Genomic DNA, 25,025 nt, shown 5'->3' with positions numbered 1-25,025 from the left:
ATGAAATTAGAATTTAAACCTTCCAAAAAAGTACTAGCAGTTAATTTTTTTCAAGATATAATATCAATTATATTTATTATCTTAATATATTATTGTCTTATGTTTTTCATAACTAAACCAACATATATTTCAATATTGAAAATCATTTCTTTTTGTCTAATATTTTTATTAGTTTATCATTTATTAATTATTACACCACTAAATTTAGTTACAACCAAGTTAATTATTGACAATATGGAAATAATAATAACAAAAGGATTTTTTGTTAAAAAGAAAACAATTATCCCTACTTCTAAGATTTATTTTTTAAAGGATTTTAAAGGACCAATTCAATCAATGATGGGCGTAAAAATAATTAGTATGATAACTATTGCAGCCGAAATAGAATCTCCAACATTATCAAATAAAGATGCTCAAAAATTAAGTAATATATTGATGGAGGTAATAAATGAAAAATGATTCATATTTACGAACCTCCATTATTGGATTTATGCTATTTTTTGTTAAAGACTGTTTTGCAACTTTTTTATTGCTATTAACTACTTTATTTACTACCCATTTTTCATCAAAGGCAATTATATTCAGTTACATTTTTATAATTATTCAATTTTTTTTAATATTAAAACATTTTATAGAATGGATAATTTTTGGCTATAAATTAAACGATAACTCAATTACAATAAGAAAAGGAATTATAAATATATCTTATATAGATATAAAGTATAAAGAAATAAAACAAATCAATGAACATGCATCTCTTTGGGACAGAATATTCAAAATAACTAATTTAAGTCTAAACATAGGATTTGAATCTAATGATGGAACAATAAGATTAAATTCTTTGAGTACACTAGAAGCTAGTAAACTTAAATATAAAGTTACAAATAATAAAAATACAGCTAATGATACTAAAGAATATAAACCATATTATGTATATCGTCCTACAATAAAAAACATATTCATCTCATCTATTTCCTCATTTCAAATAATTTTTGTCGTTATTTTTATAGATAACCTAACTGACCGCTTCAATATTAATATAAGTAATATTAGTGACTCATTGCTCACAAGCAATGATGTGAGTTTGTGTATAAAAATATCTATAATTATAACAATAATCACTATTTTGATTTTTTTGGGATTTATTAGACAATATATAAATTATGGTAATTTTAATTTATTTTCTGATAAAGAAAATTTTTATACTACCTCTGGTTTTTTTAACACAACTACTACCTCTATCTATAAAGATAATGTTTATACACTATTGGAATATTCTTCTATAGCAATGAACCTTTTTAATCTTATGAAAGTAGATGCCTTTACTATTTCTTCATCTCAAAATGAAAATATTACAAAAGATCCTCTTATTCCATTTATTCCGATAAAAAGAGGAATATCAATAATAAATAAAGAATTTAAGGGATTAAAACATATAGATCTTGGATTGAAAAAAAATAAAGTAGATGCATCAAAAATATTGTTATTATATTCAACATTTCCATTTATTATATTCATTATATTATTTAGTATAAATAGAAGAATAAGCTATGTTTTCCTCTTTATATCTATTATATATATTGGCAATACTTTAATTAATTATATTTTCACAAACATAAATTCAAATAATAAAATATTAAATATACGATATGGATTTTTCATTAGAAAACACTATATTACAAAAGCAAAAGATATTGAAAGAATTTATATCCAGCAAAGTTTTTACGAGAAAATATTAAATAAATGGAGCTTAAAAATATGTGTAAGACAACACCCTATTAAAAATATTAAAATCCGTTTTATAGATGAAAATACATTAAGGCACTTACTTAATCAAATTTAAGATACATCCGACCATTCCCTTTTGTTTCTCACTCCTTTTTGTGGTAAATTACCGGTATGACACTACAAAGTGAGGTTATCAAATGAATCCAGAATTAATGTTTAAATTACAAAGTTATCTGCAAAAGTGGACCACGATTCGGCGGAGCATTCAACGACTCAAGTGGATGTTTCTTGCTCCGGCCATCATTTTGATTGTGCTCGGGCTTGGTCTGGCCATTTACTTTAACGCCTTTTCCAGCTTCTTCATCCTTTTGCTCGGCTTGTTACTGGGCCTAATCGTTGGTTTTCTTTCGGTTTTCAACTACGCCTTTAACGACGTGAAGACGATGCTCAATTTTCTCAAGGCTGGGCCCAACAACGTGATTAATGATACTAACCCCCAGATGAGTCAATTAACCAACTCGATCCCCGTCATTTCCAAAGTTCGAAAAGTGGCCAACGTGGTCGTGGCCGTGATCATTTTCGTAACAATTCTGTTGTTGGTGTTAAATGCCGCACCACTGAGCTGGCTCAATTTTCTGTTCGGCTTCATCAGTGGTAATTTACTGGCCATCCTGGCAATTGGAACTGCCAAGGTCAAGGTGGGCGACTTCAACAATCCGAAGTCGTTTCGCCGTTAAAAAAAAAACTTCTAACCGCTTGGTTAGAAGTTTTTTTGATTCCGTAAATACGGATGTCCTTGATGTTTCACCACGTGATCACTGTGTTGGTATGCCATTTCTACCATCGTAAGGACGTGTGGATCCGTTAGACTGTAAAGCACCCGTTTCCCCGTTCGTTTGGCACTCACCAGCTGATGGCGTTTTAACAGTGCCAGTTGGTGAGACACGTTTGACTGGGGCAGTTCCAGCTGGGTCACAAGTGTCGAAACATCGAGCGGATGATTGGCCAATAATAGTAAAATACGCAGCCGGATCACGTTTCCCAATAACCTAAAAATTTGGCTGGCTTCGGTCAGATCTTGTTCGTTAATCGTCTCGCACCTCCCGGTTAGATTCTGGTTAGTAACCCCATTATATGCCTGATAAAACCACTATCAAAGAGAACGTACAGTCCAATCGCCAGGTAGCAAAGCCGCATTAAGGGTGTTCCCCATCGGGCTAAAGTCCGTTGCAGGACCTGCCAGTGACTAAGTTGCTGTAATCCTAAGACCACCAGAACGGTCAACCCGACTAGATAAGCTACAGTCACTAGAAAAACGGAAATAGATTGGCCCAGTAATACCGGCACAAAAATCGCAAGGTTACAGCCCGCACAGACGGTTAGATAAGTTAGAAAGACCGTGACGACCGGAGTCACCTGGCGCTTGGGAGTTTCGTCATCATCGTTATCTCCCCGGACGGCCAGATACAACGGTAAGAAACCTAGTCCGCCCAGCACCCATTCCGGTAACCAGTAGGCTAAGGTTTGTCCCACTCCATAGCTCAAACAGAGCAGCAGAATCAGCCCAGTCAGATATCCACTTAACACAGCCCAGACGGAAAACCTATTTAAAAAGAAGAGTAGCAACACCCAAAAATCTAAATTAACGGCGATAAAGGTTAACGTTAACAGTCCCAAATTCATATCATCATCCTTTCATATGAAAATAATAGCATTTATTTAGAGCCTGTCAACGGATCAGAAAACAAAAAGTAGCTTCAACGATAAGCGTTGAAGCTACTTTAAAAACCATTATTGTATCATATGATAGATATTAAAATTTATATAAAATAATCAATCCAAAAATTAAAATTAAAATGGGAATAAATATTAACATACATGTAAACAAACCACTGAATCTATAAGGTTTCTCAGATTCTTCAGATTTTATAAGTTTATTTATCCCAACAAAAAGTGTAACTGAAACACCGTAAATAAGTAAAAATGAAATGCTAGCACAAATCAGTAAAAAACCAACATGTGACTTATTATTATCTAAACCATGAAACATATTACTTACTGCGGTTATACCCCCAAAAGCTGCAAAAGAAATTGCAGTAAAAACACCTAAAACAGATATTAAATCACTATATATACTATTCTTAATTTCAGATAATTTTTCTGAATTTTCATTTATTTCATTAAGTTTTTCATCAGCTTTTTTAGTTTTTTCATTTATAAATCTATCTTGAATTTTAGAAAGCTCTAAATGTCGTCTTGTAGAATCAATTATATTTTTATTTTCATCATTTTCTACAACGGTAAGAGATTCATTTGCTGTTTTTATTACTACATCAAGTTGATTCTCATCACATTCAAAAACTCTTTGGGTAATCATTTCATAAGGAACATGTATATTATCATCATTCATCGTTTTTAATATATTAGTAAAAGTTTTAGTCTCTTTCTCATTAAGAGCTTCATTACTAAATAACAAATTACAAAAAGATTCATTTAATTCTGCATTATTATCGCTCATTTAAATTAATCATGCTCCCAAAATTTATTTTTAGGGTCTTTATAAAATAATATTGTTTTTTTATCATCATAATATGGTTTAGTTTTATCTTTCCATTGCGGTTCTTCATGTGATTTTTCAACTAGAAAGAATGGATTTAATGATACAAATTTTTCTAAATTATTATCAATAAATTGAGAATCATCTAGTCCTAACTTTAATTCATTTTCACTATAATATTTATTTTTATATTTACCATCATTAAACGATCTACTTTTTATATGTTTAGTAGGTTCTAATATTTCTTTTGAACCGTTAATTGAATAATCAGAATAAACATCATGTATTACCGGTCCATATGCCCATTTTTCAAATTTATGATCATCAATTAATGATTTATTATAATTCAATAAATAAATAACATTTAAAAAATACATAATTTTTTGTAACTTTAAATTAGAAACTGGTTTACCAATTTTTTCTGCTTGGGTAATAATATGATCTGAAACACTAAATGAATTAGCCATTTTTAATCAACACCCCTTTCATGTCGTTAAATTATATCATTTAAAAATTAACTTGAAAATAATATTCGACCTTTAAAGCTTACACATAAATAAAATACGTTAAATTTATTGATAATTTAAAATTTAATAAAAATAACTTCATCAGATTTTGATGAAGTTATTTTAGTTAATTTAATTATGCTTTAGAACTATGGTCAATCCACCGGGCCCAGACATCTCCGACCACTTGGATGATTAGCACCATGATTACCACGAGAATCGTAGCCACCAGGGTCGTATCGTTAGCAAAGCGGTTGTACCCGTAGGAAATGGCCATGTTACCTAAACCACCGGCTCCGATGGCACCAGCCATGGCGGTCAAACCAACCAGACTAATCAGGGTCACCGTGGACACCCGAATTAATTCGGGAAAGGCTTCGCTGAGGTAAACTCCAGAAATGATGTCCCAGTTACTAGAACCCAATGACTGGGCGGATTCAATCGTTCCTTGGTTCACACTTTGTAAGGCCACTTGCACCTGCCGGGCGTAGAAGGGAAAGACTCCCACGGACAATGGTACCAAGGCTGCCGTGGTCCCAATTTGGGTTCCCACGATCTTTTGGGTCACCGGCGCAATGAAGGCCAGCAAGATAATGAACGGAATGGCCCGGAACAATGACACAATCTTATCGACGATGTTAAAAATGATCTTATTGGGCATGATTCCATCTGAATCAAAGAGCACCAGAGCGATTCCAAAGATTAACCCGGCAATTCCACCAAAAATGGCGGACCAAAACGTCATGTACAGGGTCTGGACAATTGACGTCCACCAACCGGTTTCTCCGGTCCATCCTTGTTGGACTACGTTGGGGAAGTTTGTAATAAACCATTCTTTCATTGTGTTACACCTCTCAATTCAGTCACTTGCACGTCTAAATTCTTCAGGTACTCAAGGGCGGCCTGAACGTTGTCATCAGTCCCGTTCAGATCCACGATCATGATGCCGACCGGTTGACCCTTAAATTTTTCAATGTCAGCGTACACGATGCTAGCCGACACTTGGTACTTTGCATACAGGTCCACGATGATTGGTTGTGAAATTTCCTGAGAGAAGTACACCAATTTTACCAAGTTCCGCTTTTGCGTATCGATCTTCATGGATTGCAGAATCGATAAAGCATCGAAGTCGTTTCCAACGATCTTGCGGGCGACCGGGTTGGTCGATTCCACAAAGACATCGATGAGGCTTCCCTTTTCAATCACTTTTCCCTGGTCCATGATCACCACTTGGTCACAAATCCGTTTAATAGCGTCCATTTCATGGGTAATCAAGATCACAGTCAATCCCCGCTTTTGGTTTAATTCTTGCAGTAAATCCAAAATTTGGTTGGTGTTTTCGGGGTCCAACGCCGACGTTGCTTCGTCAGAGATTAGAATTTCGGGATCATTGGCAAGAGCCCGGGCAATGGCAACCCGTTGTTGTTGCCCCCCAGATAGTTGTTCTGGATAGTGTTTAGCATAATCAGCCAGTCCCACGTCTGATAACAGTTGTTTGGCTTTGGTTTGCACCTCTTTATCCTTGAGACCACTGTGTTTGAGCGCAAAGGCTACGTTTTCCAGCACCGTCTTTTGGTTCAACAGGTTGTAGTGTTGAAAAATCATTCCGATTTTCCGGCGTTCCTTTCGCAGTTCACTGGTACCAATGATGCTTTCTCCGTGATCGTCCTTCGCAAAAAAATGGTGCCCCAAGACCGAAATCTTCCCACTGGTGGGTTGTTGTAACAAATTAATCGTCCGAACCAGGGTTGATTTTCCGGCCCCAGAATATCCGGCAATCCCAAAGATTTGACCGGCGGGAATGTCAAAACTCACGTTTGAAACGGCGTGAATTGTTTGTTTATCTTGCGTGAAATCAACTGAAACATTTTCAAATTTAACGCTGGTTTCCGTCATCGGAAATTCCTCCTTATGCGTGCGGTTTAAATAGTTGTAATTGCCCAATTCGGTGGCAGGCTTCTACTAAGCGTTCCGGGCTAGTTAATAAGCCAATCCGAACGTACTGATCACCCTCGGAGCCAAACCCTTTTCCGGGGGCCACCGCCACGGCCACTTTGTCGAGCAGTAAATCGGTAAACGATTCCGAGGTGTATCCCTTTGGAACGGGCATCCAGGAGTAAAAGGAACCCCCAGCTGGAGTAGCATGCCACCCAATTTCCGCGGCCGCCGTTTCAAACGCATGCCGCCGGGTTTCATATAGGTGGGCTAATTCGGCTACCGAATCCTGGGGTCCCGTTAAAGCCGCAATTGCTGCCTCTTGAATTGCTGGGAAAACGCTCACGAATAAGTGCGCCTGAATGGCATTAATGGCGGCCACTAAATCGGGATTCCCGACTGCAAAGCCGATGCGCCAGCCGGCCATGTTGTAAGTCTTAGAGAGCGTGGAAAATTCAATTCCAACCTCTTTAGCTCCCGGCGTTTGCAAGAAACTCAGCGGTTGCTGGTGATCACCTAACGCTCCGTAAGCAAAGTCGTGGACAATTCCAATTTGATTGTCCCGGGCAAATTGCACCGTCTGGGCAAAAAAGTCAGCCGTGGCCACCGCTCCCGTTGGATTGTTGGGATAATTTAAATACAACAGGCGCGCTTGTTGCTTACTTTTTGTACTAATCGTATCATAATCCGGCAGAAAATGGTTACTAGCACGCAACGGAACTAGTTCCACGTCGACATCCGCCAGTCTAGTTCCCGATAAATAGTCTGGATAGCCAGGGTTGGGCAGGAGTAGTTTCTCCCCCGGATTTAAGACTGCCAACGGGAGTTCCACCAGCCCTGTTTTAGAACCGCCGAGAACGGACACTTCCGTTTCTGGATCAACCGTCACCTGATAGTGTGTTTGGTAATAATCAGCTACCGCTTGCTTTAGGGCTGGAAGTCCAGCAAAGGGAGAATACTTGTGATTTTCAGGTTTAGCGACCGCTGCCTGCATCGCTTGCACAATGTTTGCGGGAGTGGGTTGGTCTGGATTCCCCTGCCCGAGATTAATCACATCCGCACCCGTGGCAATCTTGGCATTCACCTTTTGTACTAACGTATCAAAAAACTGCTGGGGCAGGCGCTTAACTGCCTCTGACTCTGAAAAATGCATTTTCATTCTCCCCTCTCAGGTCGTTTACTTAAATTTTAAATTCCAAGCAGGAACTTCTAGACCGTTGTAGTTCTTTTCAATGACCTTTTCCGTTGCTTTCGATTGAAAGGCTTTTACGACCTTTTGGTAATCTTTGTTGTTCTTTTGGTCCTTATTAGCGGCGATTAAGTTAATCCATGGTTTGGATTGCTTGTTCAATGGTTCTTTAAAAATCGTCTTGTCTGGGCTTAAGTGGGCCGTTTGGGCGTAGTTCGTGTTAACCACTGCAGCCGCCGCATCGTTCAACGTCCGAGCCGTTTGGGAAGCATCCACTTCCTTGATGTTCAGATTCTTCGGATTATCCTTGATGTCTTTAACCGTCAGTAACTTGTTCGTGTCTCCACCTAACTTAATCAACCCGGCTTCCTTCAGAACTAATAAGGACCGACTTTCGTTCGTAGCATCGTTTGGAATTGCAATCGTTGCTCCGTCCGGAATGTCATTTACGTTTTTGTACTGTGTTGAGTAAAGACGAATGGGCGTAATTACCGTGTTTCCGATTGAAACGATGTTTGATTTGTGCTGGGTATTCCAGTTATTCAAGAAGGCGTAGTGTTGGAAGGAATTGATGTCCACTTCGTGTTGACTTAACGCCGTATTAGGTTGCGTGTAGTCGGTAAAGTGCACGAATTTCAACTTAATCTTGTATTTATCTTTAGCAGTTTTAGCCACGGATTTCCAAATTTCATCATCGGCTTTGGAACCACTCATCAATCCCACCTTGACCACTTTTTCATTTTGCGTGGACGACTGGGGGGCAAAACTAAACCAGCCAATCACCCCAATGACTACAATTACAACGATTCCAATGATCCATTTTGTTGATTTTTTCATCTTAGCTCACCTCATAGTTTTGAATTTCCATCTAGTTTAAATAAACAAAAAAAGCACTCATCCTAACCAAAGGACGAATGCTTTCGTGGTACCACCTTAATTTACAAAGCCAGTTATCCCGGCCTTGCCTCAGAAACTGCTCTAATTGACGCGTCTGAATTAGAACAACTTTGCCGAGATATCGGTCGCAACCCCGCCACTAGCTAACAATTGCTGCTCACTAGTGATTGATTCAGAACCCATCTTCTTTGCCTGCCTTTCATCCCTTCGCACCAACCAGGGACTCTCTGGGAAATTTCAGCAAATACTCAGTTCCTCAATTTCGTTTATTTAATTGTCTCTAATCTTAAGTGACGTTTTCCTAAAAGTCAACCATTAAATTAACTTTTTCTTAAAAATTTCTGGTGCCCCCGCCAGAGCACGGCTACTGTTTCTCACAGCACTTTTTGGTAAGCTTAAATTATGGTTTCACTCTCTGGACTAATAATGGAAGGAGCCCCGATGAACTCACAAATTGACGCATTCTTAACTGCGTTTGATGATTATCACGATGCAGTCTATTTTTCTGACCCAGACCACCACGTAGAACTAGTTGGACTGGGACAAACTAGTACGCTCAGCCACTTTAATGCAGCAACACTCCAGGCTTGGCAGGAAAAGCAAACCGTCCCGGTGTTCGGTGGCTTTCCCTTTGACCAACAGCCCACTCCGGACAGTCAACTAATGAACGGCTGGATGCTCGCGCCTGCCTACGTCATTGATCTCAAAACGGGCACCGAATGGGGCACTCGTCCCGCTCCAGATGCGGTTTCTCACCAGGAAAGTGGAACCCGTCAGCTGCTCGCCCAGCAAACTGAAACAGATTGGCAGGCTCGCATGCAACCCGTGCTTGAGACCCTAAAAACCGATCCCAGCAAGCAAAAGGTCGTCTTGGGAATGCAAGAACAGTGGCAACTGGACGGAACATTATCGGTCAGTCAATTACTAAAAACCTTATTCGCACAACAACCCCATACATACCACTTTTGTCTCAAACACCAAAACGAACTCTTTTTATCGGCCACTCCAGAACGGCTGGTGAAATTAAACCAGAGTCACTTAGAAACGGCAGCCGTAGCGGGTTCAATTCGGCGCGGTTCCACGCCGACTGAAGACAAGCAACTCACCCAAAAATTACAAGCGGATTCAAAGAACCAGCGCGAGCACCAACTGGTGGTCACCGAAATTAAGCAACGTTTGAATTCGTTAATTAATTTGGATTCTACCCGACCTCCTACCATCCTAACGACGCCTCAACTCCAACATTTATACACTCCCATTACCGGAACCTTGAACCAGGCAACCACCATTGGACAGCTCGTCCAGGCTCTGCATCCCACCCCGGCATTAGGGGGAGTGCCATTGGACTGGGCGTTAGCAACGATTAGAAATTTTGAACAACGTCCCCGCGGTCTCTTTGCGGCCCCGGTCGGATACGTTCTGCCCGATGGAAGCGGAGAATTCATCATCGGCATCCGCTCGTTATGGAATCAGAACAGCACGGTTACCTTCTTTGCCGGAGCTGGCATCTTAGCTGCTTCAGATTTAAATGCCGAAGCCCAAGAAATTCACCTCAAAACCACCACCATGCACAAGATTATCAAGGAGCAAATCGATGAGTAACAACATGACCACTAACCTCAAACACTTAATTCTGGCCTGTCAAAATCAGGGTGTGACCCATTTTGTTCTGTCACCGGGATCCCGCAACACCCCGCTAGCCCTGCTCCTAGCAGAACAAAAAGTTGACCTCACCGTTGCTGTTGACGAGCGGTCTGCGGCCTTTTTTGCGTTAGGAATTGCCAAGCAAACTAAGCAACCCGTTGCACTAGTGGCCACTTCGGGAACTGCTACTGCTAACTATGCGCCAGCGATTGCCGAGGCCCACAGCTTCCACGTTCCATTGGTGGTCATCACCACGGATCGTCCCCAAGAACTGCAGGAGATTGGGGCGCCACAAACCATTCCCCAACGTGGAATGTACACGACGAACGTCAAGCAGTTTCTCGAAATTAACGTGCAGGAGCCTCATCCAGACGTGACTGAATACATCGAATACCAAGTGCAACAGTTGGTTCACTTGAGTCAACTGGCCCCCAGTGGTCCCGTCCAGATTAATTTACCGTTGCGAAAACCATTGTTGCCAACTTTAGGAACCAGCTGGCCCTCAATTGCTCTCCAAACGTTTGGACGTATAAGTAGTCGCCTTGCTGCTGAGTCGTTAGCTGCTTTGATCAACCGGCTGATCCATCGAAAAGTCCTACTGGTTCTAGGTCCCACTAACCAAGCATATCCAATGCCACAACTGCGTACCGTGGCTAACCAATTACAGGCTCCCATCGTAGCCGACGTCTTAAGTTCCGTCCGTGGTGAGCTTTCCACCTTTACCCCGCATCAGTTACTGACCATTCCCCCGGAATTAGAACCAGACATCGTCCTGCGTTTTGGAGGCACCCCCGTCTCTGGGAAACTCCTACCCTGGTTGAAAAACCATCACATCCCGGTGATGCAAGTGGGGGACGCTTATCTCGGTCAGGATCACAGCCGCTGGGCCCACGTCAGCTATAACCTGTCTGCCCAGGATTTTTTAACCCAGTTAGCCGCCACCAATGTCTCCGGCCAGCCTAATTACCAACAACGGTGGCAACACCATTTTAACCAGCAGCATCCTGTCCCAACTACGCTGACTGCTCAAACCCTGCCCGTACTTTTGGCCCAAGCTCCTCAGGTACAACAACTGTTTCTCGCTAATTCTTTAACCGTCCGTAATTTCGATCAGGCCTTTGTCCCCCATCATCCGGTGCAAGTTGCGGGAAATCGGGGTGCCAATGGGATTGATGGAACTACTTCTAGTGCTGTCGGCATGGCATTGAATCACGTGCCCACCTGGCTGGTGATTGGCGATTTGGCCTTCTTTCACGATCTTAATGGATTGCAGTTAGCCCGCCAAACCCACGTTTCGTTAACTGTTGTGGTGGTTAATAACGATGGGGGTGGTATTTTTTCACTCCTCCCCCAGGCGCAAGCCCCCCATTTTGAACACCTTTTTGGAACACCCCAGGAATTAAACGTTGCCGCCGTAGCGACCTTGTTTGCAGCTCACTATCAACGAATCACCACGGTTGCAGAATTAAACCACCTTACAACCACTCCATGGACGGGCCTTCGAATCATCGAGGTGCAAACGAATCGTACCGAACTAGCCCAAGAATATCCGGAGGGCCTCAGTTAATGAAAAAATTAATTCGTGTAAGGGACTACGACTATCACGTTAATATTACCGGCAGTGGTCAGCCCCACTGGCTTTTTCTCCACGGGTTTTTAGGCAATCAAACTGATTTTCAAGCAATTCAGCCCCGTGGAACTGAGGCGTACATCACGCTCTATGGCTTTGCTCCCCACGATCCGGTAGTTCCCGTTGCAGGATTTACAGCTGACCAGCAGGTGCAAGCCTTAGCAAGCGTAATCACCCACTTGCATTTCCAGCCAGTCAACCTGGTAGGATACTCGATGGGAGCACGATTGGCACTTTGTTTGGCGTTAGCAGCTCCCCATTTGATTAATCAGCTGGTGCTTGAAAGTGGAACCCCGGGGTTAGCACAGCAATCAGCACGACAAGCGCGCCAACGGGCTGATGCACGCAAGGCCCACCAAATTGAGACAAGTGGGTTGGCTCCATTTGTCACTCACTGGGAACAATTACCGTTATTTCAGAGCCAACGCACTGTTACGTTAGACCAACAGCGACACATGCACGCGATGCGTTGTGCCCATCAACCGCAGAACATGGCCAACTCCCTTCGTTATTTTGGCACCGGAACGATGCCCAATCACTGGCCTAATCTTTCGCAATTACAACCCAAAACTACTATCATTACGGGTGAACTAGATCATAAATTTACAACGATTGGTGCAAAAATGCATCCCCAAATCCCGGTGGCGCACCACCATCTTTTTCAGCAAACGGGGCATAACGTTCATTTTGAACGCCCCCTGTTATACCTGGCTACACTAAATCACTTAGCTGAGGAGGAGCTCCATGAAAATTAACCAAATTACCATTATTCCCGTGACCCTCCGTCTCAAAGAACCCTTTGTGACTAATCACGGAGAAACAACTAGTCGTCCCCTGTTACTGATTGAAATGAAGATGACAAACGGAATCACCGGTTACGGAGAGGTCCAGGCCCTGGCTGACCGTGCTTACGCGTCCCAAAACCAGGAGGATGCCTTAGGGGAACTAAAGCAAGGTCTCCCCGCCCTCGTTAAGCGCAGCTGGCAAACTCCTGCTGATTTACAACGGCAACTGACCCGCTTTACTGCCTTTGCGCGGGCTGGAGTTGAAATGGCCTTGTGGGACGCTTACGGCAAATTGGAACATCAGCCCCTTGCCCAATTACTCGGTGGTCCAACCACTAATTTTGTGCCGGTCAGCGTTGCCTTAGGAATTCAATCCCGGGATCAACGTACGATTCGTTTAGCTGACCAAGAACTTGCGGCTGGTTACCGGCGGTTAAAAATTAAAACGAACAAGCTCGACGTGGCACTCCGCCTCATGCAAAAGTTAAAGATTGCTTTTCCCGACCAACTAATCTCGTTGGATGCCAATAGGGCCTGGCCAGTTAATAATCAAACCATTTCCACTCTACGTCAGTTAGATGTAGCGGGTTTAAGTTTGATTGAAGAACCGTTTCATAAACCCAGTTGGACAGAATTAGCCACCGCGCAGGCCCAACTCCCCCATCTAAAGATCAGTCTGGACGAGAGTTTAAACTCACTGCAAGACATCCAAAGTGCGGTCCGGGCGCAAAGCGCGGCAGCGTTCACTTTGAAACCTAGTAAACTAGGTGGGATCACGCCAACGATGCAGGCAATCCAGTACATTACTAATACTCCTTACCTTCCTTGGATTGGAGGGATGCTTGGCAGTGGTCTCGGTCGTGCGGTTGACTTAGCACTTGCAGCCCAACTACCAGAACCAATTTTTCCGGCTGACATTGCCGATAGCAATCACTACTTTGAACAAGAATTAATCAATGAACCGTTAACCGTCGATACCGGCTTACTGCCAGTACCAACTGGTGCCGGAATCGGGGTTAGTATTAACTGGGATGCCGTTAACCAATTGCAAACTGGTCACTCCATTCCCTTTGTTTAAGCCAAAAGACCGCAATTCATACGAATTACGGTCTTTTTTAATGCTTTTCTTTAATGATTAAGCCCACGATAATGAGCCCAAAGACGATGGTCAATCCCCCTTTTACGGCCTACCATAAAATCAGGGTGGAAACCTTAATCCACGCTGCTATATAGCTGGTTACGGAAAAGAAGACAAAGGTAGAAGTTGCTAAAGCGTGCATGGCCGAAATGTCACCCACGTTATAAGAACGATACATTAACTTTTCAAACACATTGCCAGACATTCCCATCCCAATTCCAGCTACCAATAGTAAAATAAGCCGGGCCACGTTGGGAATGGGTAAAGTAAAATCAATGAAACATCCCCCTGAGATGATATAGTCAACGACAAAGAAGGTTGGCGCCGGCCATTTTACCAAGGGAGCCACTGCGCCACCAATTAAATCTCCCACTCTTTGAATGGCGCCCACGGTTGAAAAGAGTGCCACCGCTAATCCAATTTCTTTCATCGTCAACGGAAGTAATTCGAGTAATAGACCGGTCATGCCCCCTAAAATTGCTTCAAAAAGAATAATTAAAAAGGCGGGCATGGTGTGAGTGAATTGGTACAGTGCGCTTCTCATCTGTCTTAAGTAAGATTGTTCAGTGGTGGGTCCCTGATTTATTTCAGAATCAGTTGGTTGCATTGTTGCATCATAGCTAATCAACCAATAAAAAATAATTCCCAATGGGGCACTGAACCAACTAACAATAAGAAGTCCCGTGCTTCTCCCGGGTAGTAACAAAATCGCTGAACTAAGTACGCTAATTTCAATGGTAAGCCCCGTACTTACAAAGTACTGAAAGTCAACTGACTGCTCAATCGCTGCCTCATTTTCTTGAAAAACCACCTGAATAAAGCCTACTTCCACGGATGCCGAAATTACATTGACACTACTGAGGACCAAGTAAAGCAAACCGATTAAAACTAGCTTGGCCCGACTCAATAATAAAGTTCCGCCCAGCACAAGGATGAGTGTAGCAATCATTTGCAAACTAATTAACAGTTGTTTATTATTATGCAAGTGCGCTAACCACGGGGCTAAGAATACCATCAATGCCGATGGAAAGGCGGCTAGAACCCCAAAAACAGCTAGGGCAGGTGTGGTCGCGATATTGTTGAACCAACAAGTACATGAGCACCGTTGTATAAACACTAAACGCTTCCAATAATAAGGCTTGGCCGACGACCAACTTAAATAAATTAGGATGTCTGTGAAAGATCATCAGCTTGGCTCCTCTATAATTTAAAAAGCTGGGGATTAAACGATTGGGGCAAATGTTTTCCATAATTATACTGGTTTGGCAGTTAATGTAAATTTGATTTACAACAATTAATTAGAATCAACTTAAAAATTTTCCTCCTTTTTATTATACTGATAATTTGAGTAAGTATTTTTAGCAAGCCAAAATGAAAGCAACAAAAAAGGCACCTTCGAATTGCTTCGAAAGTGCCTTTCGGTTTGCGTGGCAACGTCCTATCCTCGCAGGGGGCGATCCCCCAACTACTTTTGGCGTACTAAAGCTTAACTACTGTGTTCGGCATGGGAACAGGTGTATCCTTTAGGCTATCGCCACCACACTCTGAGTGAACTTCGTTCCCTCAAAACTAGCTAATATTATTTTCTTCCGATTTTACCACTGCTCTTTACTTGGTTAAGTCCTCGACTGATTAGTATTAGTCCGCTTCACGTATCGCTACGCTTCCACTTCTAACCTATCGACCTGATCATCTTTCAGGAGTCTTACTTCCATAAAGGAATGGGAAATCTCATCTTGAGGCGAGTTTCACACTTAGATGCTTTCAGCGTTTATCTCATCCATACATAGCTACTCAGCAGTGCGCCTGGCGGCGCAACTGATACACCAGCGGTATGTCCATCCCGGTCCTCTCGTACTAGGGACAGCTCCTCTCAAATTTCCTGCGCCCGCGACGGATAGGGACCGAACTGTCTCACGACGTTCTGAACCCAGCTCGCGTACCGCTTTAATGGGCGAACAGCCCAACCCTTGGGACCAACTACAGCCCCAGGATGCGATGAGCCGACATCGAGGTGCCAAACCTCCCCGTCGATGTGAACTCTTGGGGGAGATAAGCCTGTTATCCCCAGGGTAGCTTTTATCCGTTGAGCGATGGCCCTTCCATACGGTACCACCGGATCACTAAGTCCGACTTTCGTCCCTGCTCGACTAGTCAGTCTCACAGTCAAGCTTGCTTCTGCCTTTACACTTACAGAATGATTTCCAACCATTCTAAGCAAACCTTTGAGCGCCTCCGTTACTATTTAGGAGGCGACCGCCCCAGTCAAACTGCCAACCAGACACTGTCTCCGAGCACGATTAGTGCTCAGGGTTAGAGTGTTCACATAGCAAGGGTAGTATCCCACGGGTGCCTCCACCGAGACTAGCGTCCCGGTTTCAATGGCTCCTACCTATCCTGTACAAGCTATGTAAACACCCAATATCAAGCTACAGTAAAGCTCCATGGGGTCTTTCCGTCCTGTCGCGGGTAACCTGCTTCTTCACAGGTATCTTAATTTCACCGAGTCTCTCGTTGAGACAGTACTCAAATCGTTACGCCTTTCGTGCGGGTCGGAACTTACCCGACAAGGAATTTCGCTACCTTAGGACCGTTATAGTTACGGCCGCCGTTTACTGGGGCTTCATTTCGAGGCGTCGCCGAAGCTAACCTTTCCACTTAACCTTCCAGCACCGGGCAGGCGTCAGCCCATATACTTCATCTTACGATTTTGCATAAACCTGTGTTTTTGATAAACAGTCGTTTGAGTCTCTTCACTGCGGCTGACCTGACGGTCAGCACCCCTTCTTCCGAAGTTACGGGGTCATTTTGCCGAGTTCCTTAACGAGAGTTCTCTCGCTCACCTGAGGATTCTCTCCTCGACTACCTGTGTCGGTTTGCGGTACGGGTAGTTAATTACTAACTAGAAGCTTTTCTCGGCAGCGTGACATCAGTTGATTCTCTACTATAATTTCGATCCTCATCAGCGCTTGTCAACCCGATCAGAAGCATTTCACTCCTGACCTGACTTACGCTTTAAACATCCCTTTCCAACCGGATGCTCAACTTAGCCTTCTGCGTCCCTCCATCGTTCAAACATAATTAACTAGTACAGGAATCTCAACCTGTTATCCATCGCCTACGCTTCTCAGCCTCGGCTTAGGTCCCGACTAACCCTGGGTGGACGAGCCTTCCCCAGGAAACCTTAGTCATTCGGTGGACCAGATTCTCACTGGCCTTTCGCTACTCATACCGGCATTCTCACTTCTAAGCGCTCCAACAGTCCTTGCGGTCTGCCTTCATCGCCCTTAGAACGCTCTCCTATCACGCAACGTAGTTGCGTCCGCAGTCTCGGTAATATGCTTAGCCCCGGTAAATTTTCGGCGCAGAATCACTCGACTAGTGAGCTATTACGCACTCTTTAAATGGTGGCTGCTTCTGAGCCAACATCCTAGTTGTCTAAGCAACTCCACTTCCTTTTCCACTTAGCATATATTTAGGGACCTTAACTGGCGGTCTGGGCTGTTCCCCTTTCGACGATGGATCTTATCACTCATCGTCTGACTCCCGGACATAAATCAATGGTATTCGGAGTTTATCTGAACTCAGTAATCCAAGACGGACCCCTTGCTCAAACAGTGGCTCTACCTCCATGATTCTAATTCCGAGGCTAGCCCTAAAGCTATTTCGGAGAGAACCAGCTATCTCCAAGTTCGTTTGGAATTTCACCGCTATCCACACCTCATCCCAGCACTTTTCAACGTACACGGGTTCGGACCTCCGGTGCGTATTACCGCACTTTCATCCTGGACATGGATAGATCACCTGGTTTCGGGTCTACGGCAACATACTAATTCGCCCTCTTAAGACTCGCTTTCGCTACGGCTCCGCTTTTTCGGCTTAACCTTGCATGCAACTGTAACTCGCCGGTTCATTCTACAAGAGGCACGCCATCACCCCTTAACGGGCTCTGACTGCTTGTAGGCACATGATTGCAGGAACTATTTCACTCCCCTTCCGGGGTGCTTTTCACCTTTCCCTCACGGTACTGGTTCACTATCGGTCACTAGGGAGTATTTAGCCTTGGGAGATGGTCCTCCCGGATTCCGACGCCGTTTCACGTGTGGCGCCGTACTCAGGATCCTGAACTGAGGGAATTCAATTTCGCTTACGAGACTATCACTCTCTTTGGTGCAGCTTCCCAACTGCTTCAGCTATCGAATTCTTTTGTAACTCAAATGTTCAGTCCTACAACCCCGAACCACGAAGGTTCGGTTTGGGCTATTCCCAGTTCGCTCGCCGCTACTTTGGGAATCGAAATTTCTTTATCTTCCTGTGGGTACTTAGATGTTTCAGTTCCCCACGTTTACCTCTACGTAGCTATGAATTCACTACGCAGTGATTAGTCATCACACTAATCGAGTTTCCTCATTCGGAAATCTCCGGATCACAGCTTACTTACAGCTCCCCGAAGCATATCGGTGTTAGTTCCGTCCTTCATCGGCTCCTAGTACCAAGGCATTCACCATGCGCCCTTTCTAACTTAACCTATAATCCTACGGATTATAAATTATTGAGTTTAGCGATTAAACACATTAAAAAACTCAAATTACACAATGGTTTTCTCGGTTAAAATTATATCAATCAATATAATTCTTACAGAAAATAATATTATCTAGTTTTCAAAGAACCAAGTTTGAGAGTAATCCTCTCAAAACTAAACAAGACTTTGATCGGTGTAAGGTTCCGTATTATTCCTTAGAAAGGAGGTGATCCAGCCGCAGGTTCTCCTACGGCTACCTTGTTACGACTTCACCCTAATCATCTGTCCCACCTTAGGCGGCGGACTCCAAAAGGTTATCCAACCGACTTTGGGTGTTACAAACTCTCATGGTGTGACGGGCGGTGTGTACAAGACCCGGGAACGTATTCACCGTGGCATGCTGATCCACGATTACTAGCGATTCCAACTTCATGCAGGCGAGTTGCAGCCTGCAATCCGAACTGAGAACGGCTTTAAGAGATTAGCTTGACCTCGCGGTTTCGCAACTCGTTGTACCGTCCATTGTAGCACGTGTGTAGCCCAGGTCATAAGGGGCATGATGATTTGACGTCATCCCCACCTTCCTCCGGTTTATCACCGGCAGTCTCTCTAGAGTGCCCAACTGAATGCTGGCAACTAAAGACAAGGGTTGCGCTCGTTGCGGGACTTAACCCAACATCTCACGACACGAGCTGACGACAACCATGCACCACCTGTCATTCTGCCCCCGAAGGGGACACCTAATCTCTTAGGCTAACAGAAGATGTCAAGACCTGGTAAGGTTCTTCGCGTAGCATCGAATTAAACCACATGCTCCACCGCTTGTGCGGGTCCCCGTCAATTCCTTTGAGTTTCAACCTTGCGGTCGTACTCCCCAGGCGGAATGCTTAATGCGTTAGCTTCGGCACTGGGAGGCGGAAACCTCTCAACACCTAGCATTCATCGTTTACGGCATGGACTACCAGGGTATCTAATCCTGTTTGCTACCCATGCTTTCGAGCCTCAGCGTCAGATGCAGACTAGACAGCCGCCTTCGCCACTGGTGTTCCTTCATATATCTACGCATTTCACCGCTACACATGAAGTTCCACTGTCCTCTCCTGCACTCAAGTTTCCCAGTTTCCGATGCACTTCTTCGGTTAAGCCGAAGGCTTTCACATCAGACTTAAAAAACCGCCTGCGCTCGCTTTACGCCCAATAAATCCGGACAACGTTTGCCACCTACGTATTACCGCGGCTGCTGGCACGTAGTTAGCCGTGACTTTCTGGTTAGATACCGTCACGCCGTGAGCAGTTCCTCTCACAGTCGTTCTTCTCTAACAACAGAGTTTTACGAGCCGAAACCCTTCTTCACTCACGCGGCGTTGCTCCATCAGACTTGCGTCCATTGTGGAAGATTCCCTACTGCTGCCTCCCGTAGGAGTATGGGCCGTGTCTCAGTCCCATTGTGGCAGATTACCCTCTCAGGTCTGCTACGTATCATCGCCTTGGTGAGCTATTATCTCACCAACTAGCTAATACGCCGCGGGTCCATCCAAAAGCACTAGCACCAAGGCCAGCTTTCAAACTAAAACCAGGCGGTTTTAGTTGTTATACGGTATTAGCATCTGTTTCCAGGTGTTATCCCCTACTTCTGGGCAGGTTACCCACGTGTTACTCACCAGTTCGCCACTCGGTCCGATCTAAAGTCAACTCAGTGCAAGCACGTCATATCATTTAGGAGACCTCGTTCGACTTGCATGTATTAGGCACGCCGCCAACGTTCGTCCTGAGCCAGGATCAAACTCTCATTTTAAATGAGAACTTTACTAGCTCTACTTTATTTGTTAATTAAGCGAATTGACTTCGCAAATGTTTAATTTTTAAACGCTAGTTTAAAAATTCCTTACACTTTTTGTAATCAAAATCTTGTTCAGTTTTCAAAGAACTACTCGGTTGTCCATCAATTTGACAACTTAATTATCATAACATCTTTTCAATGGTTAAGTCAAGGACTAAATCTGATTAATTAGTTATGAAGTAACTGACTCGCCGTCAGCAATATTTAATATATCAAGTTCAGTCCTCAGCGTCAACCCCCTTTGGTGCAAAAAGGTCAATTTAATTATCCTTAACTTGTGACGGTCTCACTAACTAAAGTATGGTATATTAAAAAAGTACCATTGGGGTACAACTAAATTTTTTTGGAGTAGGATTTAACGCGTTAAGTGCCAGCGGAACGGAATGTGAACGCCGGACGAAAAGCAATTGCTTGCGATGTTATTTCCGCATTCGCCACTAACCTCACCATTTGGTGGCAGCTCCAGTTAGGAGATGTCAAAGTGAATTTTTTACGTAAGTGGGGGCTTCGGCCTCTGAGTTTAAAGGGAATGACCTACCTTGCCATTCTAATGGCGATTGAAATTGTTGTTGGTCGCTTCGTAATTGGTAGTAGTAGCGTTCAATTTTCCTTTACTTTTATTGTAATTGCCCTAATTGCCAAATGGTATGGTCCGTTTTGGTCGGTTGGAGTAGCTGTAATTGTCGACTTCATCTCGACCCTCTTTAGCGGACAACCCTATTTCCCAGGGTTTGCATTATCAGCTATGCTCGTCAGTTTAATTTACAGCGTGGCCTTTTTCCAACAGCCAAAAATTGGTTGGATTAGAGTAATCATCACGGTGGCCATCATCACGATCTTTATTAATTTAATGCTTAACTCGTGGTGGGTGTCAATCATTGCTCATACTCCGTTCTCGTATTTCTTTGGAGTTCGGTTGGGTAAAAATCTAATCTCATTTCCAATCCAGACCATTATTTTATACTGGGTGCTCAACAATCGCACCATTCAAAACTTAAAACCAAACATCTTTAAATAAAAAAGATCCGCAACTATTGGTGGTAGCTGCGGATCTTTTTTCAATTAATTTCTAATTCATTTATGCTTATGCCACCAGTTTAACATCCGTGACCAAGCACGTTGGAACTGACCGTCTGTTTCATGTTGATTAGCCAGTTCATGGAGAAAAGTTTGTTGGGCCGAATGCCCCTTAGGACTTTCATACTTAAAGTATTTGCCTTCTACGTTCATAAAGAACCCATCCACGTCATCTTGAGCATAAACGTCAATAATGTGTTCCAAGCCGCGACGCATATCTGAGTCAAGTACGGGAGCTGCTAATTCTACCCGGTTGTCCATGTTCCGCGTCATCAAATCGGCTGATGAAATCCACAGCGCCGTCTCTTCATCGTAAAAAGCATAAATCCGGCTGTGTTCCAAAAATTGACCAACCACACTTGAAACCACAATATTTTCCTTTGGACCACAAACGCCTAACTTCAAGCAGCAGGCCCCCCGCACGATAATCCGGAACGGCACCCCAACGCTAGCGGCATCATAAATCGCGGCGATCACGTCCACATCTGTCAGTGAGTTAACCTTCAAGAACACATGACCCTGTCCCGTCTTTAGGTAGTATTCTTTCACCTTCTGAATGTTTTGAATTACCATATCCTCAATCCGGTGTGGGGAAGCGGCTAGCACCTTGTACTTAGGTGGATTAGCTCCTGGCTGTTCCAGGTAATTAAAGAACGAGGCCAAATCACTTACGTAGTCCTTTCGACTAGAGAAAAGACTCAAATCCACAAACCCCTTCGCCGTTGACTCGTTGTAGTTCCCGGTTCCGATCTGGACGTATCCTTCGGGATTAACTCCGTCTTTGGTCAACACCAAACAGGTCTTACTGTGCACCTTCATGTATTTCTTCCCAAAGATGATGTTGCAACCAGCGTCTTCTAGTTCCCCAGTTACCTTCAGGTTATTGGCTTCATCAAACCGGGCCCGTAGTTCAATCATCACGGTTACTTCAATTCCCTTTTGGGCAGCTTCCTTAAGCAGTTCAATTACTTTTGAATTGTCGGCAACCCGATAAATGGTTTGCTTAATGGCCACCGTGTTCGGATTATCAATTGCTTCTCGAAGGAAAGTTAAGAACTGGTCAAACGAGTCATCTGGATACTGCAGCAATAAATCGTGATCCTGTAAATACTGCAGCATGGACCGGTTGGTTGGCCATTTTCGGGCCTGAAATCCTGGGTAAACCAGTTGGGGTTTGGTTTTCTTCCAGGATTTTAACAATGCAAATAAGAAAGTTAAATCCAGTGGTCCCGGAACGCGGTAAACGGCCTGTTCATCAATTTTGAATTTTTTCCTAAATTCATCAATAAACTTGGCCTGCACATCCGGAAGATCCTCAATTGCAAACATCGTAATTCGACCCCGCTCACGGTCGGCGAGATAGTGACGAAGATTTTTGACAGTGTCCTGATTATTGTCATCCTTGTCCACATCTAAAGATGCATCTAGATCCCGAATAATCCGAAAGGTCAAAATGTCTTCGACCTTCCCGTCATCGAACAGATTGTGCAAGTTATTCCGAATTAAATCTTCCACCCGGAGGTAGATGATTCCCTCTTCAAATTTAAGTCGAATCGTGCGCCGAATTTCAAGTGGAACGGGAATAATCCGAATCAGATGCTTGCCCTTCGTTTTCATCCTTACAGCAAGTGCCATCCGCTTGTTTTTTAGATAATCTAAGTTGTAGTTACTTTCATAGCTAGTAAAACTCAAAAACGGCAGAATGCGTTGGTCAAACACCTGATCAGCCTTTTCCCGCTGGTGTTCATCCAACTGCTTGTACGTAGTGAGCTTGCCTAATCCTTCTTGGGGTAACTGCTTACTCAAACCCGTGAAGTGGCTGTATTGAATCTGAAAGTTTTTTTCGTTTCGTTTATGCAGCTGTTTCAAAATCTTAGAATAATGCAGCCCTGATTTTTTCTCAATGCCATCCTTGGTCAGTTCCATCTGACTTTGCAAGCTCGGAACACGGACGCTATAAAATTCGTCAAGATTGTTAGCAGCAATCGCCAAAAATTGAAAGCGATCCAAAAATGGGGTGGTGGTCTCGTTTGCGAGTTCAATCACCCGACGGTTAAACAGTAACCAGCTTAAATCACGGTTATAACATTTTCCCTTGTAGTTAAACTCAGTTGCCATGTTTCCCTCCCTTAATAAAAGTTTGGTAGTCTAGCTCTACTTGTTTGACGTATTGGTTGGCAAAGTGCACGAATGCTCGGTCCATCCAGGTCTGACTTTGTAAGTAGCCAATCACCATTGGAAAAGTCAAAGAGCGACTGTGAGCCCGGGCTAACAAGTTCATGCAGACGGATACGTAGTCACAGTAAGCAGGCCAGTCCAATTTATTCAATTTAACGGAACCCTTCATATCCTTGAACTGTCGAACGTAAAAACTGTATTTCTTGGTATCAAAATAGCCCAAGAAGCGGTCAGAAGAGCTCTGCAAAATTCGTTGACATTTAACAATTTCTTCTCCAGAAGAATGCCGTTTGTTAAAGTAAATTTCATCATTCTGGTAGATTGGTAAAGCTTGTTTAATTTGTAACACGAGGTAGTTGCCGTCCCCATCTTCTAACAAGATTAGGTAACACAGGGTTCCCACGCTACCAACTCCCACACTGTGACGCACAATGTCTACGATGTGGAAACCAGAGAGGAACTGATGCACGTCGCTTCTGGCATGGTGCCGGTAATCATAGTATCCCTTCACCAGCCGTTGGTAAGTTTTATTACCAACGTGTTTGGTTACGGGCACGTCCTCAATAAAGTGACGTTTGCCTTCAACTACTTCCGTGTATTTTTGCACCGCGTAATCAGAATTACTCCGGACGGCCTTTTCGACCGTTTTGCTGATGATTTTGGCAAATGACTTGTCAAACTTATCCCGGTCGTCATGAATGGCATCAAAAGCCGACGCAATGTTAGGCAGCGTATTCGGCGTAATGAATCGTTCCATGGCCGGCAACTGATTCAGGTGAATTAACGAACGTAAATACGTCCGCATCACCTTGTGTAAGAAAGGATTAACGTCTTTTTTGATGTTAAATCCTTGTTGTTTAGCAACTAAGATTGCACTAATTAACAGTCGTTTGACGTCATAGTCCCAAAAACCAACGTGAGATTCGTCAAAATCATTCATATCAAACAACAATTGACCCTCGGCAGAACCATAGTAACCAAAGTTCCCCAAGTGGGCATCACCCCCAATTAGGGTTTTAATACCACTGTTTGGACTCCGATCCAGATCATAGTTCATGATGTCCACAGTTCCTCGAAAAAACGCAAAAGACGATTCAGACATCCGTTTCCGCTTCACCTTTAACAGTTTCTTGTACAGCAATGAATTACGGACATCCATAATCTTTTTAACGTTTCGCTTGTGAGGTTTGTAATTAGCGACGTCGCCATAATCCTTATCCAATCCTAACCGTTGTCCCTCGGCAATTAATTCCGAGCTGGTTTTAGTCGTGCTGTCCATTTGGTTAAATTCATATGGAATTAACTTTTTGTTGTCCATTAAAAATGATTCCTTTCTCTGGGTCGTCTCGTTATTTACTTTATTATAACAATCACAAGTGCTAGAAGGAACTTAAATTAA

At 43.4% G+C, this 25,025-nt stretch carries 19 protein-coding genes, 3 rRNA genes, 1 riboswitch and 1 other annotated feature; of the genes, 8 read left to right on the top strand and 14 right to left on the bottom strand.

The genetic code is table 11. The annotated features are described in order from the left end of the window. The 3 genes from M3M39_RS01785 (at nucleotide 1) to M3M39_RS01775 (ending at nucleotide 2,465) form a co-directional block, all read left to right on the top strand. Nucleotides 1-459 (top strand): PH domain-containing protein, encoded by a 459-nt coding sequence (locus M3M39_RS01785; RefSeq protein WP_252797519.1) that lies wholly within the window; start codon nucleotides 1-3, stop codon nucleotides 457-459. Further along, nucleotides 449-1,843, top strand: coding sequence for a PH domain-containing protein (locus M3M39_RS01780; RefSeq protein WP_252797518.1), 1,395 nt, complete (start codon nucleotides 449-451; stop codon nucleotides 1,841-1,843). Before M3M39_RS01785 ends, M3M39_RS01780 begins: the two co-directional genes overlap by 11 nt. Before the next feature lie 82 nt (nucleotides 1,844-1,925). Further along, on the top strand, nucleotides 1,926-2,465 hold the full coding sequence (locus tag M3M39_RS01775) for a hypothetical protein (RefSeq protein WP_252797517.1): 540 nt from the start codon (nucleotides 1,926-1,928) through the stop codon (nucleotides 2,463-2,465). Nucleotides 2,466-2,488: 23 nt separating this feature from the next. Here M3M39_RS01775 and M3M39_RS01770 read toward each other — a convergent pair whose 3' ends face one another. The 8 genes from M3M39_RS01770 to M3M39_RS01735 form a co-directional block, all read right to left on the bottom strand. Continuing rightward, nucleotides 2,489-2,785, bottom strand: a complete 297-nt coding sequence (locus tag M3M39_RS01770; RefSeq protein WP_420843005.1) for an ArsR/SmtB family transcription factor — start codon at nucleotides 2,783-2,785, stop codon at nucleotides 2,489-2,491. Nucleotides 2,786-2,835: 50 nt separating this feature from the next. Continuing rightward, a complete protein-coding gene (locus tag M3M39_RS01765; protein ID WP_252797515.1) occupies nucleotides 2,836-3,411 on the bottom strand; it encodes a cadmium resistance transporter in 576 nt (191 codons plus the stop codon). A 130-nt stretch (nucleotides 3,412-3,541) separates the two neighbouring features. Further along, nucleotides 3,542-4,246, bottom strand: coding sequence for a hypothetical protein (locus M3M39_RS01760; protein ID WP_252797514.1), 705 nt, complete (start codon nucleotides 4,244-4,246; stop codon nucleotides 3,542-3,544). A gap of 5 nt (nucleotides 4,247-4,251) precedes the next feature. Beyond that, a complete protein-coding gene (locus M3M39_RS01755) occupies nucleotides 4,252-4,752 on the bottom strand; it encodes a Panacea domain-containing protein (protein WP_252797513.1) in 501 nt (166 codons plus the stop codon). Nucleotides 4,753-4,927: 175 nt separating this feature from the next. Continuing rightward, complete coding sequence (locus M3M39_RS01750) at nucleotides 4,928-5,632, bottom strand: methionine ABC transporter permease (protein ID WP_252797512.1); 705 nt, start codon at nucleotides 5,630-5,632, stop codon at nucleotides 4,928-4,930. Next, the gene (locus M3M39_RS01745) at nucleotides 5,629-6,687 is read right to left on the bottom strand and encodes a methionine ABC transporter ATP-binding protein (RefSeq protein WP_252797511.1); all 1,059 of its coding nucleotides are present in this window, start codon (nucleotides 6,685-6,687) and stop codon (nucleotides 5,629-5,631) included. Before M3M39_RS01745 ends, M3M39_RS01750 begins: the two co-directional genes overlap by 4 nt. A 13-nt stretch (nucleotides 6,688-6,700) precedes the next feature. Continuing rightward, entirely contained in the window at nucleotides 6,701-7,879 is a 1,179-nt protein-coding gene (locus M3M39_RS01740; RefSeq protein ID WP_252797935.1) for a pyridoxal phosphate-dependent aminotransferase, read from the bottom strand. 24 nt (nucleotides 7,880-7,903) lie between these two features. Further along, nucleotides 7,904-8,752, bottom strand: a complete 849-nt coding sequence (locus tag M3M39_RS01735) for a MetQ/NlpA family ABC transporter substrate-binding protein (protein ID WP_252797510.1) — start codon at nucleotides 8,750-8,752, stop codon at nucleotides 7,904-7,906. A 66-nt stretch (nucleotides 8,753-8,818) separates the two neighbouring features. After that, nucleotides 8,819-9,082: a binding site (T-box leader), on the bottom strand. A 171-nt stretch (nucleotides 9,083-9,253) separates the two neighbouring features. Between M3M39_RS01735 and M3M39_RS01730 the strand changes: the two genes are divergently transcribed. Genes M3M39_RS01730 through M3M39_RS01715 form a run of 4 tightly spaced genes read left to right on the top strand, consistent with a single transcriptional unit; the run spans nucleotide 9,254 to nucleotide 13,949 of the window. Further along, nucleotides 9,254-10,414 carry an isochorismate synthase gene (locus M3M39_RS01730; protein WP_252797509.1) on the top strand — a complete coding sequence of 387 codons (1,161 nt, stop codon included), beginning with the start codon at nucleotides 9,254-9,256 and terminating at the stop codon, nucleotides 10,412-10,414. Beyond that, the gene (menD, locus tag M3M39_RS01725) at nucleotides 10,407-12,023 is read left to right on the top strand and encodes a 2-succinyl-5-enolpyruvyl-6-hydroxy-3-cyclohexene-1-carboxylic-acid synthase (RefSeq protein ID WP_252797508.1); all 1,617 of its coding nucleotides are present in this window, start codon (nucleotides 10,407-10,409) and stop codon (nucleotides 12,021-12,023) included. Before M3M39_RS01730 ends, menD begins: the two co-directional genes overlap by 8 nt. Beyond that, nucleotides 12,023-12,841: a 2-succinyl-6-hydroxy-2,4-cyclohexadiene-1-carboxylate synthase gene (menH, locus tag M3M39_RS01720; RefSeq protein WP_252797507.1), complete on the top strand. Its 819-nt coding sequence runs from the start codon at nucleotides 12,023-12,025 to the stop codon at nucleotides 12,839-12,841. Before menD ends, menH begins: the two co-directional genes overlap by 1 nt. Further along, nucleotides 12,831-13,949 (top strand): enolase C-terminal domain-like protein, encoded by a 1,119-nt coding sequence (locus tag M3M39_RS01715; protein ID WP_252797506.1) that lies wholly within the window; start codon nucleotides 12,831-12,833, stop codon nucleotides 13,947-13,949. Before menH ends, M3M39_RS01715 begins: the two co-directional genes overlap by 11 nt. Nucleotides 13,950-14,058: 109 nt before the next feature. Here the strand turns inward: M3M39_RS01715 and M3M39_RS01710 are convergent, their stop codons facing one another. The 4 genes from M3M39_RS01710 to M3M39_RS01695 form a co-directional block, all read right to left on the bottom strand. Continuing rightward, entirely contained in the window at nucleotides 14,059-15,024 is a 966-nt protein-coding gene (locus M3M39_RS01710) for a hypothetical protein (RefSeq protein ID WP_252797505.1), read from the bottom strand. 410 nt (nucleotides 15,025-15,434) lie between these two features. Continuing rightward, nucleotides 15,435-15,551, bottom strand: a 5S ribosomal RNA gene (gene rrf / locus M3M39_RS01705). Between the two features lie 70 nt (nucleotides 15,552-15,621). Continuing rightward, nucleotides 15,622-18,537 (bottom strand): 23S ribosomal RNA (locus M3M39_RS01700). A gap of 213 nt (nucleotides 18,538-18,750) precedes the next feature. Then, a 16S ribosomal RNA gene (locus tag M3M39_RS01695) occupies nucleotides 18,751-20,326 on the bottom strand. The 16S, 23S and 5S rRNA genes sit together here, the layout of an rRNA operon. Nucleotides 20,327-20,713: 387 nt before the next feature. Then, nucleotides 20,714-20,810: riboswitch (THF riboswitch) on the top strand. Nucleotides 20,811-20,852: 42 nt separating this feature from the next. Here M3M39_RS01695 and M3M39_RS01690 point away from each other — a divergent pair. After that, the gene (locus M3M39_RS01690; RefSeq protein ID WP_252797504.1) at nucleotides 20,853-21,389 is read left to right on the top strand and encodes a folate family ECF transporter S component; all 537 of its coding nucleotides are present in this window, start codon (nucleotides 20,853-20,855) and stop codon (nucleotides 21,387-21,389) included. A gap of 56 nt (nucleotides 21,390-21,445) precedes the next feature. Here the strand turns inward: M3M39_RS01690 and ppk1 are convergent, their stop codons facing one another. Both ppk1 and M3M39_RS01680 read right to left on the bottom strand, forming a co-directional pair. After that, the gene (gene ppk1 / locus M3M39_RS01685; protein WP_252797503.1) at nucleotides 21,446-23,566 is read right to left on the bottom strand and encodes a polyphosphate kinase 1; all 2,121 of its coding nucleotides are present in this window, start codon (nucleotides 23,564-23,566) and stop codon (nucleotides 21,446-21,448) included. Continuing rightward, entirely contained in the window at nucleotides 23,556-24,944 is a 1,389-nt protein-coding gene (locus tag M3M39_RS01680; protein WP_252797502.1) for a DUF2252 domain-containing protein, read from the bottom strand. The genes ppk1 and M3M39_RS01680 overlap by 11 nt, the downstream gene beginning before the upstream one ends. Between the last annotated feature and the right edge of the window lie 81 nt (nucleotides 24,945-25,025).

Origin of the sequence: Fructilactobacillus hinvesii (genome assembly GCF_024029435.1) — a bacterium.
GTDB lineage: Bacteria > Bacillota > Bacilli > Lactobacillales > Lactobacillaceae > Fructilactobacillus > Fructilactobacillus hinvesii.
This window is presented reverse-complemented; position numbering and strand designations above follow the sequence as displayed.

What these genes read in the sequence shown, in the direction of transcription:
- menH (WP_252797507.1), top strand. Translation starts at nt 12,023, where the DNA reads ATGAAAAAATTAATTCGTGTAAGGGACTACGACTATCACGTTAATATT.
- M3M39_RS01760 (WP_252797514.1), bottom strand. Translation starts at nt 4,246, where the DNA reads ATGAGCGATAATAATGCAGAATTAAATGAATCTTTTTGTAATTTGTTA.
- M3M39_RS01750 (WP_252797512.1), bottom strand. Translation starts at nt 5,632, where the DNA reads ATGAAAGAATGGTTTATTACAAACTTCCCCAACGTAGTCCAACAAGGA.
- M3M39_RS01765 (WP_252797515.1), bottom strand. Translation starts at nt 3,411, where the DNA reads ATGAATTTGGGACTGTTAACGTTAACCTTTATCGCCGTTAATTTAGAT.
- M3M39_RS01745 (WP_252797511.1), bottom strand. Translation starts at nt 6,687, where the DNA reads ATGACGGAAACCAGCGTTAAATTTGAAAATGTTTCAGTTGATTTCACG.
- M3M39_RS01775 (WP_252797517.1), top strand. Translation starts at nt 1,926, where the DNA reads ATGAATCCAGAATTAATGTTTAAATTACAAAGTTATCTGCAAAAGTGG.
- M3M39_RS01785 (WP_252797519.1), top strand. Translation starts at nt 1, where the DNA reads ATGAAATTAGAATTTAAACCTTCCAAAAAAGTACTAGCAGTTAATTTT.
- ppk1 (WP_252797503.1), bottom strand. Translation starts at nt 23,566, where the DNA reads ATGGCAACTGAGTTTAACTACAAGGGAAAATGTTATAACCGTGATTTA.
- M3M39_RS01680 (WP_252797502.1), bottom strand. Translation starts at nt 24,944, where the DNA reads ATGGACAACAAAAAGTTAATTCCATATGAATTTAACCAAATGGACAGC.
- menD (WP_252797508.1), top strand. Translation starts at nt 10,407, where the DNA reads ATGAGTAACAACATGACCACTAACCTCAAACACTTAATTCTGGCCTGT.
- M3M39_RS01755 (WP_252797513.1), bottom strand. Translation starts at nt 4,752, where the DNA reads ATGGCTAATTCATTTAGTGTTTCAGATCATATTATTACCCAAGCAGAA.
- M3M39_RS01730 (WP_252797509.1), top strand. Translation starts at nt 9,254, where the DNA reads ATGAACTCACAAATTGACGCATTCTTAACTGCGTTTGATGATTATCAC.
- M3M39_RS01735 (WP_252797510.1), bottom strand. Translation starts at nt 8,752, where the DNA reads ATGAAAAAATCAACAAAATGGATCATTGGAATCGTTGTAATTGTAGTC.
- M3M39_RS01780 (WP_252797518.1), top strand. Translation starts at nt 449, where the DNA reads ATGAAAAATGATTCATATTTACGAACCTCCATTATTGGATTTATGCTA.
- M3M39_RS01715 (WP_252797506.1), top strand. Translation starts at nt 12,831, where the DNA reads ATGAAAATTAACCAAATTACCATTATTCCCGTGACCCTCCGTCTCAAA.
- M3M39_RS01740 (WP_252797935.1), bottom strand. Translation starts at nt 7,879, where the DNA reads ATGCATTTTTCAGAGTCAGAGGCAGTTAAGCGCCTGCCCCAGCAGTTT.
- M3M39_RS01710 (WP_252797505.1), bottom strand. Translation starts at nt 15,024, where the DNA reads ATGGTATTCTTAGCCCCGTGGTTAGCGCACTTGCATAATAATAAACAA.